The sequence below is a fragment of the Alteromonas sp. W12 genome (assembly GCF_001924945.1).
Lineage (GTDB): Bacteria > Pseudomonadota > Gammaproteobacteria > Enterobacterales > Alteromonadaceae > Alteromonas > Alteromonas macleodii.
Genome location: NZ_LQXH01000010.1, coordinates 64,220 through 76,008, shown reverse-complemented (window position 1 = coordinate 76,008; position 11,789 = coordinate 64,220). Strand labels below are relative to the sequence as shown.

The 11,789-nt window shown below is 46.5% G+C and carries 9 protein-coding genes; 6 read left to right on the top strand and 3 right to left on the bottom strand.

The window, feature by feature from the left end:
* Nucleotides 1-5: 5 nt before the first annotated feature.
* Genes AWH61_RS15810 through tldD form a run of 5 tightly spaced genes read left to right on the top strand, consistent with a single transcriptional unit; the run spans nt 6 to nt 8,327 of the window.
* On the top strand, nt 6-596 hold the full coding sequence (locus tag AWH61_RS15810) for a Maf family protein (protein WP_075177595.1): 591 nt from the start codon (nt 6-8) through the stop codon (nt 594-596).
* Complete coding sequence (gene rng, locus AWH61_RS15805) at nt 593-2,059, top strand: ribonuclease G (protein WP_014947913.1); 1,467 nt, start codon at nt 593-595, stop codon at nt 2,057-2,059. The genes AWH61_RS15810 and rng overlap by 4 nt, the downstream gene beginning before the upstream one ends.
* Nucleotides 2,060-2,085: 26 nt before the next feature.
* Complete coding sequence (locus tag AWH61_RS15800; protein ID WP_075177594.1) at nt 2,086-6,081, top strand: YhdP family protein; 3,996 nt, start codon at nt 2,086-2,088, stop codon at nt 6,079-6,081.
* Nucleotides 6,074-6,892: a carbon-nitrogen hydrolase family protein gene (locus tag AWH61_RS15795; protein WP_075177593.1), complete on the top strand. Its 819-nt coding sequence runs from the start codon at nt 6,074-6,076 to the stop codon at nt 6,890-6,892. The genes AWH61_RS15800 and AWH61_RS15795 overlap by 8 nt, the downstream gene beginning before the upstream one ends.
* On the top strand, nt 6,885-8,327 hold the full coding sequence (gene tldD / locus AWH61_RS15790) for a metalloprotease TldD (protein ID WP_039217280.1): 1,443 nt from the start codon (nt 6,885-6,887) through the stop codon (nt 8,325-8,327). Before AWH61_RS15795 ends, tldD begins: the two co-directional genes overlap by 8 nt.
* Before the next feature lie 100 nt (nt 8,328-8,427).
* Here tldD and AWH61_RS15785 read toward each other — a convergent pair whose 3' ends face one another.
* On the bottom strand, nt 8,428-8,856 hold the full coding sequence (locus AWH61_RS15785) for a hypothetical protein (RefSeq protein ID WP_075177592.1): 429 nt from the start codon (nt 8,854-8,856) through the stop codon (nt 8,428-8,430).
* Between the two features lie 61 nt (nt 8,857-8,917).
* Nucleotides 8,918-9,475, bottom strand: a complete 558-nt coding sequence (yjgA, locus tag AWH61_RS15780; RefSeq protein WP_014975398.1) for a ribosome biogenesis factor YjgA — start codon at nt 9,473-9,475, stop codon at nt 8,918-8,920.
* Between the two features lie 72 nt (nt 9,476-9,547).
* Between yjgA and pmbA the strand changes: the two genes are divergently transcribed.
* Nucleotides 9,548-10,879 (top strand): metalloprotease PmbA, encoded by a 1,332-nt coding sequence (pmbA, locus tag AWH61_RS15775; protein WP_049588406.1) that lies wholly within the window; start codon nt 9,548-9,550, stop codon nt 10,877-10,879.
* Here pmbA and AWH61_RS15770 read toward each other — a convergent pair.
* The gene (locus tag AWH61_RS15770; protein WP_039225847.1) at nt 10,876-11,730 is read right to left on the bottom strand and encodes an AraC family transcriptional regulator; all 855 of its coding nucleotides are present in this window, start codon (nt 11,728-11,730) and stop codon (nt 10,876-10,878) included. The two genes, pmbA and AWH61_RS15770, sit on opposite strands and share 4 nt — an antisense overlap.
* Nucleotides 11,731-11,789: the final 59 nt, after the last annotated feature.

Genomic DNA, 11,789 nt, shown 5'->3' with positions numbered 1-11,789 from the left:
AGCCAATGACAAAATCGGTAGTGTTAGCGTCAGCCTCTCCACGACGCACCGCTTTGCTCAAGCAAATGAACATAGCCCATACAATACAGCCTGCCGATATTGACGAGTCGCCCCGTGACAACGAGCCACCGATGGAGCTTGTCGCAAGGCTAGCCAGTGAAAAAGCCCAAGCGGTGAAAGCATACCTTGAGAATCAGCAGGCAATGACCGACGACAAGGTTATTCTGGCCAGCGACACGCTAATATCGTTTAACGGACAAAGTGTTGGCAAGCCAGAAGATAAAGCAGATTCTAGGCGCATCCTCACTATGCTTTCTGGTAAAACTCATGACGTCCTTACCGCTATTTGTGTGCTTGATAACGCTCAGCAACAGACTCAAGTAATTACCACATCTGTGACTTTTGCAGCATTGACGGATGAGCAAATTGACGCATACTGGGAAACAGGAGAACCTGCCGACAAAGCAGGGAGTTACGCTATTCAAGGTATTGGTGGTGAGTTTGTAGTTTCCATTAACGGCAGTGCAAGTGCCGTAATAGGCCTACCACTGTACGAAACCCGCCAATTACTTAATGCATTTGGAGTTGTGTCGTGAGTGCTGAACTGCTTATTAACGTTACCCCGTCAGAGTCACGGGTGGCGCTTATTGAAAACGGAATACTGCAAGAAATTCACGTAGAGCGTCATACCAAACGCGGTTTGGTTGGCAATATCTATCGCGGTAAAGTTAGCCGTGTATTACCGGGAATGCAGGCAGCATTTGTTGATATCGGTTTAGAAAAGGCCGCCTTCTTACATGCATCTGACATTGTCATTCACAATGAAATTGCTGAAGAAGTCTCGGCAAGCCATATTCAAAAGCAAGACATTCGCGAGTTGGTGCGAGACGGTCAAGATATTGTGGTTCAGGTAGTGAAAGATCCTATCGGTACCAAAGGCGCACGCCTTACCACAGACATTACTATCCCCAGCCGTTATCTTGTATTTATGCCTTCGGTCACTCACGTAGGCGTATCTCAACGCATTGAAGAAGAAGCAGAAAGAGAACGCTTAAAGTCGCTGGTGCAAGAGTTTTGTGATGAAAACGGTGGCTTCATTCTGCGTACTGCGGCTGAAGGCGTGGGCAAAAACGAACTGCAGTCCGACGCAGCATTTTTGCGAAGGCTGTGGGATAAAATTCAGTCGCGTATGAAAAAGCGTAAGTCGAACGTGCTTTACGAAGACTTACCGCTAGCACGACGAGTGCTACGCGACTTTGTTGGTACAGAGCTCGACAGAATTCGAATCGACTCGAAACTATCATTCAATGAACTTCACCAGTTCACCAAAGAGTACGTGCCTGAAATGAACGGCAAGCTCGAATACTACCCGGGTGATAGACCTATTTTTGATTTATACGATGTGGAAAATGAGGCGCAGCGAGCCTTGGAACGCCGTGTCGATTTAAAATCTGGCGGCTACTTGATCATCGATCAAACCGAAGCGATGACCACAATCGATATTAATACGGGCGCTTTTGTTGGCCACCGGAACTTAGAAGAAACAATTTTTAACACCAATATTGAGGCGACGCAGGCAATTGCCCGTCAGTTAAGATTGCGCAACTTGGGTGGGATGATCCTTATCGACTTCATCGATATGATTGAACCAGACCATAAACGACGTGTCTTACACTCATTAGAGGTGGCGACGAACAAGGACAGAGCCAAGATAAATATTCACGGTTTTACTGCGCTAGGGCTAATTGAAATGACCCGTAAGCGCACCCGTGAAAGCATTGAGCATATATTGTGCGGAGAATGCCCGGTGTGTAAAGGGCGAGGCACGGTAAAAACCATTGAAACCATTTGCTTTGAAATTATGCGTGAAATTGTACGGGTGAATCGCGCCTACGACGCAGACAAGTTTGTGGTTTACGCTTCACCAAAAGTGGCGGAAGCCTTAATGGGTGAAGAGTCTCATATGCTGGCAGAACTGGAAGTATTTGTGTCTAAACAAATCAAGGTTCAAACAGAAACATTGTACAATCAGGATAAGTACGACGTCGTCATGATGTAATGCATTAACGTATACAAAGGCAAAATGTGACAAATTTTTCGTCGGTAGCCGCTTATCTGCTTAAGAAGTTTTGGCTGCTACTCGCCGTATTGCTTGTACTTTTCGCGCTTGTTTTAAGCGCTGCACGCTATGCTCTGCCGCATATTGAGCACAACAAACACCTGTTGGAAAATTATATTAATGAGCAGTATGGCGTAAACCTATCCATCCAAAGTGTGCATGCTGTTTGGCAGCGCAATGGTCCAAGTATTGTGCTCAATTCGGTGTCGTTGGCTAAAAACGATGCTTCCCCTGTTGCATTGGATATCAGGCAAATCTACGTCGAGCTAGATTTTTGGGAATCGCTACGCCACCAACTTATCTCATCTACCCGTTTTGAGCTGCGTGGTCTTAAGCTTGATATTGACGCCGATCGCCTTTCTGGAGGCGATAAGAATAACTTCCCTGTAGTAAATGCACTAGAGCGTCTGTTTTTAGAGCAGCTTCAAAGCTTCTCGTTAGAAGACGGGGTGGTATCAGTCACTCATCTTAATGAAACCAATTCATTTGATATTGAAAGTTTATCGTGGAACAACCATGAAGAGCGACACCAAGGTTTAGGTCAGCTTAAGGTTGCAGATTTAGCGGCTAACTCGGCGTCGTTTATCATTGATATCACGGGCACGCGGGAAGACTTTAACGGCGTGTTTTACGCCAAAGCAGAAGAGCTCGATATTTCTCCGTGGGTTAGCGATCTCATCAAAACCAAGCGTCCACTAGCGCAAAGCCGCGCAAACTTTGAAGTATGGACTAACTTTTCTCAAAGTGAAGTCACTAGCGTACAAGCCGAGCTTAGTGAAAGCCTTTTAGAGTGGGGCAGTGGCCGCGCGAAAACGGTAACAGGTATCAGCGGAGGTAGTCTTCAGGCGTTGCCTAACGATGAGAACAGACAGGGAGGCTGGAATGTCCGAGTGGATCAATTGGTGCTTAATTCGAGCAACGAGACCCTTACAACAGACCTAATTGGCAGTATAAGTGCAAATGGTGATGCGCTGATAAACACCGTAAAGCCAGTGCAAATTAACCCCTTTCTGCTGCTGTTACCGCTTTTCATGGATGATACCAGTGAAGAAGAAATACGCGGGCTTAATCCAAAAGGCGAGTTGGCCACGTTGCAGGTTCAATGGCACAACGGCCAGCCTTCTTTAGCGGCTAAAGTGCTAGATTTGCAGTGGGACAAAACAGATAAGGTACCAGGTCTTTCGTCGCTAGATGCAGACTTTTTCTGGTATAAAAATAATGGCGCTATCTACTTAGAGAGTGCGGATAGCTTACTAAGTGCCAACGGCGTAATTAAGAAAGACGTCAATATAAACCTGTTTAAATCTCAGTTTTATATTTACCCAGAGCAGATAGATAGCGAAGACAAGCAGTGGGTAGTAAAAGGCAGCGATATGCTGTTCGATAGTGATGTCGTTACTCTTCACCCGCAGTTTAAACTGAATACGTCGACAGGGCTTATGTCGCTTTATGTGGATGTAAGCCCATTGGCGCTAAATGAGGTGAGCAGTTTATTTCCCTCTTCTTTAATGGGGACCAATACCGATAAATACCTTACTCGCGCGTTTACAGGAGAAGGTGAAATCGCAAATGCGCGCGTGCTGTGGCACGGTCGCACGAGTGACTTCCCGTTTGACGACAACACAGGCATTTTTCAGGCGTATGTCGATATTGAGCAGGGGGATTTTCTTTTTGCGCCAGACTGGCCGGCACTTAATAACTTAGACCTATCTTTGTATTTTGTGAATAATGCATTAGTGATGGAGAGCCCTAGTGCGACGCTTGCTGGTATGAAAATCAGTGATATGTCGGCTGCCATTCCAAGCTTTAGTCCAGATGCCCGCCTGATTATTTATGCCAATGGTACTGGCACTGGCAACGCGCTAACCGCGTTAATGATGGATTCGTCCCTCAAAAAATCTTTAGGCAAAGTACTTAACGAAGACGTGCAAATTGGCGGGCCTCTATCTGCCGATATAAAGCTTGATATCCCGTTTAAAGGCAAAGATGTGGTGGCATCGGGAACGGCGCACTTGTCGAATAACCCCGTTTTTGTTGCGACCACAAATATGCTATTTGATAAGGCATCGGGAGAGGTGTCATTTGTTAATGGCGATATAGACGCAAGTGGGCTTCAGGCGCAGTTTCTTAAACAGCCGGTGAACTTGTCGCTATCCGGTAGACAGAGCGACACGTACGACCTAAATGTAGAGTTAGGTGGACGATGGCATGTACATCCGCTCGCTAACTATGTGAATACAGACCTCACCGAATACATCGACGGCGAAAGTGATTGGAACACTACAGTTCAACTGTCGCTTTCAAACAGTGGATTTAACTATACTGCCAATTTAACTGCAGATTTAACGGCGACACAAAGTGTACTGCCTGCTCCCTTCGATACGCCAGCAGGCAGCAGTTTACCGCTCCTTATTACCAGTAAAGGCGATAGCAAAGCATCAAATGTGGAGGCGTCACTTGGTGATAACATTCGTTTTGATGGCGTACTACCGCACAAAGAAATGCAGTTTTCACGTGCGCACTTGGCACTTGGCGAAAGCGATATAGCCAACATTGGTACAGGTTTTAGTATCAGTGCGAATCTAGCTCAAGCTGATGTGCAAGAATGGTTTACCACTATAAATATGTTACTTTCCGGTAAAGGGAAAGACACTAGCACCGCCGTTGCAAAAACAAATGCTCAATCGAGTATCCAGTCAAACGAAAGTAAAAAAGCGAATTTGTTTGGCACTCCTTCGCGGATATTCGCCAAAGCCGACAAGCTAAATTTTGCTGGCCACAGTATTAAAGATGCGCAGCTCAGTGCAACAGAACGCAATAACGATTGGATCCTTGACTTAGCGTCGCCTCAGGCAAGAGCCACTATTCGTATTAATAGTGATTTAGACGAGCAGGGCATTGAGATAAATGCCGACTATTTATCACTGGAGAAGCCTGCTCAAGCCGGGGGGGCGACAAAAACCGGTTCAGAGAGCGGCGTTGAGTTAGCTACGAATAGTGCTATGCCAAGTGAGGAAGGCGAGTCGCCCTACAATATTGACCCAAATACGCTACCGCCCATTTATTTTTATTGTCAGTCCTGTGGCGTGCACGGCATCGATTTAGGTGAAATTACCTTAGACATCGCGAGGGAAGAGAATGGTTTAGCCATTCGTCAGCTTCTAGTGAAATCTGATGAAACTAACGTTACCGCAACGGGTTATTGGAAGCACATGGGAGGCGAGATTCAAAGCGCGTTAAACGGAACATTAACGTCTCCCGACGTTGGGCAGATGCTAAAAGAGTACGGTGTTGAATCAGGTATAAAAGATTCTAGCGCAAATGTGGCGTTTGATATCAACTGGCCAAATGCGCCGATGGATTTCGGGTTTGAACAGCTAAACGGTAATGTTGAGTGGTCGCTCTCAGATGGGTATCTAACTGAGTTGAGTGATAAGGGGTCACGTATCTTTACCCTGTTTAGCTTGAACTCGTTAGTGCGGAAGCTCAGCCTCGATTTTCGAGACGTTTTTGCTAAGGGGTTTTTCTACGACGATATGGGCGGCACGTTAAGTATTGTTGATGGCAAAGCGTATACCGACGATACTGAAATTGACGGCGGCGCTGGTGAAATAGAGATCACGGGTTTCACCGACCTCAATACCGGTGGATTAAATTACAACGTATCGTTCGCACCGAACGTAACTGGGAACTTACCGTTTTTAGTGTATTTCTTGGCTACGCCGCCTACTGCACTCGCTGCTCTTGCCATAGATCAGGTGCTAACCTCTGCGAAAGTCATTTCAAATGTGAACTATCGCGTTACAGGTACCATAAAAGATCCTAAGTTCGACGAAGTTGAGCGCAACAGCAAAGACATCAGCTTACCCGCGCAAAATGCGCCTGTACCGGCCAACCCGCAAGACAGGCCATTAACGGAAGATGACGTACGCAGGCTTAAAATGGAGGTGATCGATGGTTAATTTAGTTGCATTACAAATGACATCTGCGCCAAGCGTGGAAGAAAATCTCGACACCGTTGCAAACGAAATGGCATCGGCAAAGATTGAGAAAAACAGTTTAGTTGTGCTTCCAGAGTGTTTTGCTTATTTCGGCGGTAAAGACAAAGGCCAACTTGCTGTGGCAGAAGCAAAGGGCGAAGGTGAGATTCAGCGACGTTTGTCAGCGCTTGCTGCACAATATCAGTGCTATCTGGTTTCGGGTACGTTTCCAGTGAAAACCAATAGCCCAGAGAAGTTTTCCGCAGCCTGCATGCTGTTTGGCCCCAATGGCGATGTGTTAGCAGACTACCGCAAAATTCACATGTTCGATGTATCAGTTAACGACAACACGGGCAGTTATCGTGAATCGGCGACAACCGAAGCGGGCAGCAAGGTGGTTACTGTTGAAACGCCAATAGGCAACATTGGTCTTGCGGTGTGCTATGATGTACGCTTTCCAGGGTTATTTACTGCAATGGGCGATATCGATATTTTGGTGTTGCCAGCGGCCTTTACCCAGCGCACCGGAGAAGCGCATTGGCATGCGTTGTTGCAAGCCAGAGCCATTGAAAAGCAGTGCTTTGTGGTAGCTGCGAATCAAAGTGGTGTGCATGCAAATGGCCGTGAAACATACGGTCACAGTCTTGTACTGTCGCCTTGGGGGGAGACCCTTGCCGAACGCAAAACCGACGTAGGGTTAGTTTCGGCAAAAGTAGATATTGCAGAAAGAGAAACCATTAAACAGAATATGCCGGTTGCCGAACATAACCGATTCAGGAGTCACTTTGTCTAAATCTGTTGAGCGTCATTTATTATCTGACTCAGGGCTAGATATCTCTAAGCTAGAGCGTGCTTTAGCGACTATTCATCGTCACGATACCGACTATGCCGATTTATATTTTCAGTCAAGCCAGCACGAAAGCTGGGTGTTGGAAGACGGCATTATTAAAGAAGGCAGCTATAACATAGAGCGCGGCGTAGGCGTGCGTGCAATTAGCGGCGAGAAAACAGGGTTCGCTTATTCAGATGAAATAAGCGAAGAAGCGTTGACCAAAGCGTGTAAAGCGGCTCGTGGCATTGCGCCAAGCGGCGGATCACAACAAGTTGCTTCGCTTGGGCAAAAACCAGTGCAAGCGCGATACAGCGAAAATAACCCTATTCTTGCGATGCAAGACGCTGAGAAAATTTCGCTTTTAAAAGCAGTAGATGCCTATATCCGCAAACAAGAGCCGTCTGCCAATCAGGTAGTGGTGAGCTTAAGCGGTGTGTATGAAGAAATTTTAGTTGCTGGCAGTGACGGTACTTTAGCTACTGATATTCGCCCGCTGGTGCGCTTGAACTGCTCGGTATTGCTAGAACAAGGCGATAGACGTGAACGTGGTTCAGCGGGGGCTGGTGGTCGCTATGCCTACTCGTTCTTTAAGCAAGACGAAAACGGAAAACCGTATTACGAAACCTTGGCAGAAGATGCCCTTCACATGGCACGCGTAAACATGCAGGCAGTGGCGTCACCGGCAGGCGCTATGCCTGTAGTATTAGGTAACGGTTGGCCTGGTGTATTACTTCACGAAGCGGTTGGGCACGGTCTTGAAGGCGACTTTAACCGTAAGGGTGCATCAACATTTAGTGGCCGTATTGGTCAGCGCGTTGCTGCAAAAGGCGTGACGGTTGTTGACGATGGCACATTAAACGACCGTCGTGGCTCATTGTCGGTAGACGATGAAGGCACACCAACAGCGCACAACGTGCTTATTGAAGATGGTATCTTGAAAGGTTATATGCAGGATAAACATAACGCCAAGCTTATGGGCGTTGCGCCTACCGGTAACGGTCGTCGTGAATCTTATGCACACTTGCCTATGCCCCGCATGACGAATACTTATATGTTGGAAGGCCAACATGATCCGCAGGAAATTATCGCGTCTATCGACAAAGGTATTTACGCGCCGAACTTTGCTGGCGGACAGGTAGACATTACGTCAGGAAAATTTGTATTTTCCAGCGCGGAAGCCTACTTAATTGAAAACGGTAAAATTACCGCACCGGTGAAAGGGGCTACCTTAATTGGTAACGGTCCAGAGGTTATGCAAAAAATCTCAATGATTGGCAATGACACTGCCCTAGATAAAGGCGTGGGTGTATGTGGTAAAGACGGTCAAAGTGTGCCGGTGGGTGTAGGTCAGCCCACACTTAAAATTGACGAGTTGACGGTGGGTGGTACGGCTTAATTCAGCCTAAATCATCACACGAAAATTTCACACAAAAACTAAGAAAAGGTTGGGCTTCGGCACCAACCTTTTTTTGTAAGCTGACTGGTATAAGTCGCGGCTAACTTTCAAATCCTTTTTCATTCAACCACTTAATGGCATCTTCCTCGTTGCCAAAAATACCTAGCTCAAGGCCTGCATTGTCGTAAATTCTCTGAAATTGCGCCCTTACAATGGGCTGCACCGTGGTATCGCCGATAACTAGCGCGCCAAGCGCCATTCCGTGCTTCGCACGCCACTCTATTGAACGCTGCAGTTCTGTCTCACCTGCTTTAGTGAGAAGGGCAGAACCATGCAAAAAACCTAAAAATGCCCAGTGATTCCCACCAAAACTGTTAATCACATCCATCATATCTCGCGCATAGCGTTCAATGGCTGAACCATCGGCAATACCTTCAGCCGACACGCCAACAATGCTACCAAGCACAGCAATTTGATACTGACCGTACTTGCTTTTCAGTGTTGCGTTAGGGTTGGAAAATATTTTCACACTATCCCCCTTTGGCTGGTGAACGAAACTGTGATGTTGAGATTACTTTAATTGCAGACCGTTAATCCTCATGAATAACGTCTTTCAAATACTGAAACAGCTCTCTGAATGCTTTAGGCGGCGCATTTTTTTCACGCTCTTTTTTAACTTGGCGATGAAATTGGCGCAGCTTTTGGCGGTCCAGTTCAGGATGCGCTTCAATCAGCTTTTGAATAGCGGGGTCGCCCTGTTCAATCACGGCTTCACGGGCTTTTTCTAGTGCATGAAAGGCCGCATTGCTCGCCTGATGCTGATGTGTAATTTTAGCCAACGCCTCTTCAATAGGGGCGGTATCTCTATGACGTAAAGCTTTGCCGATAAACTGAAGTTGACGGCGGTAACCGTCTTTTTTCTTATTCACTTTGCGGGCAATAGCTACGGCGTCAGCAAGCTCTTCATCCATTGGAATCGTCGCTATGTGAGCATCGGTCAGGTTAACCAACGTTTCACCTAGCTTGTGAAGTTCTTTAGCTTGACGCTTCAGCTCAGTTTTACTGATTAATTCTTCCTCTTCGAACTCATCTGCTTGCGCATCTTCGAAGTAAGGATCTTCAGGAGAATTGTATTTCTGATCACTCATTTCAAACTCATTAGTGTTACACTTTAGCTAAATTGTAACTATCACAGTCGAATTAAGACAGCGAAACTTACTATGCAAATTGAGCAGCAGTTAGCCGACATTCAAAATGTCGTAGATGATGTACTGAAATTAGCCCTTTCTAAAGGCGCAACACAAGCCGAAGCCAGCATGTCTAAAGTGCAGGGCATCGCCGTGTCTTCACGTATGCAAGAAGTTGAAAACGTTGAATTTACCAACGACGGCGGCTTAGGTATAAGCGTATACGTAGGCAAGCGAAAGGGGAGTGCGTCTACCGCAGATCTGAGCAAAGCGGCGCTAACACTCGCGGTAGAAAAAGCCGTCGATATTGCACGTTATACCAGTGAAGATCCTTGTACAGGTTTGGCCGATGCCGACCTTATTGCTACCGAGTTCCCTGATTTAGATCTGTATCACCCTGAAGAATTAGATACTGAAAAGGCCATTAAAACTGCTATTGAAGCCGAAACGGCGGCAATGAATTACGACTCGCGCATTACAAATTCAGATGGCGCGTCGTATAACGCAAATCTAGGTATGCGCGTTTACGGCAACACGCACGGTATCAATGCAGGTTATCCTAGCAGCCGCTATTCACTAAGCTGTATGGTTATTGGCGCACAAGATAACGATATGCAGCGCGATTACGCTTACACAGTAAGTCGTAAAGCGTCTTTGCTGCAATCAGCAAGTGCAGTGGGCATCGAAGCCGCGAAAGCTACTGTAGACCGTTTGGGGGCTCGTAAAATCAACACGGCAAACGTGCCTGTGCTTTTACACCGTGACATCGCATCTAGCTTATTTGGCCATTACGTTGGAGCTATCAGCGGCGGCAGCCTTTATCGTCGTTCTAGCTTCTTGCTAGATAGCTTGGGTAAACAAGTTTTCCCAGAATGGCTTAATATTGAAGAGCGTCCGTTTATTAAAGGCGGTCTGGCAAGCTCAAGCTTCGACAACGAAGGTGTGGCATGTTCTGACATGACCATTGTCGATGCGGGTAAATTGGCTACATATCTTTATACCACTTACTCGTCGCGTAAACTAAACACCCGCTCGAATGGCCACGCCGGTGGTATTCATAACTGGCTAGTAGGTGATACGGGTCACAGCGACGCCGACCTGCTTAAAGAAATGGGCACAGGTTTGTTTGTAACCGAACTGATGGGGCAGGGCGTTAACGGTGTGACGGGCGATTACTCGCGCGGCGCAGCGGGGTACTGGGTTGAAAATGGCATCATCCAATACCCAGTTCACGAGGTAACTATTGCTGGCAATCTGAAAGATATGTTTAAAGGCATTGTGGCAATTGGCGCTGAAAAAGATGTGCGCGGTAGTGTACAGACCGGTTCGGTGCTTATTGACCAAATGAAGATAGCAGGCAGCTAGTTTACGCTTTCTCGAAACGCTGAAGGAGACAGCCCGGTGGACTTCTTAAAGCGTTTCGAGAACGTAAATACATTTGCGTAGCCTACATAACTGGCGATATAAGATACGGGCCACTGCGTGCTTAGTAATAAGCTTTTGGCTCGTGTCATACGCAAATGGATAACGTGCTGTTTGGGGCTTCTCCCAAATACTTGTAAGCACAGCCTGTGAAGGTGAGGGGCAGAATAATGCGCTTTCTCACTTAAGCTTTCCATATCCCAATCAAACTGAAGCTGTTTTTCAACCGCAGAAAAGAGGCTGTGTAGCCTGCTTACCTGGCGTCGTTCTTTCTCATCGTGAGTATGTACGTCACTCAAAGGCGCATCAATAATACGATACAGATAGCGAGAGACAACTTGCATCGCCGAATTTCGATTCTCGACGTCACGCTCTAAATACAAAAGTTCCATTGCATGATGCAGTCCTTCCAGCATGGCATTATCCACTATCACAGCACCTAGCTTATTAAATAGTGTCCAGCGTTCGGAGTCTGCCAGGTTGACCCAAATTATATCCCATTGCTCACTGACTATTGTGACTTCGAAACTTTGTCCAGCGGGTAAAATAATTAGCTGTCCTTCATCCAATTGCATCTCGCCTGACGGGACACGAAATTTTCCTTGTCCATGAATGCTGTAAAACAAGGTGTGGTTAGGAGGCGAAACGCGACCTACCGTATAGTCACCTGATAAGTTAGAGCATCCTGCTAGTTCAATCTCCAGGTCGCTGATTTCAGGCGCATTACTACTATCAATAAAGCGTTCAAAGCACTTGGGGCCTATGTCTACAATGTCTCTAAAGCTAAGTTGCATAAATGTAAAATGATAGTTTTGGATAAATATATGAAAGATTAGAGCATAAAGGATTTAAT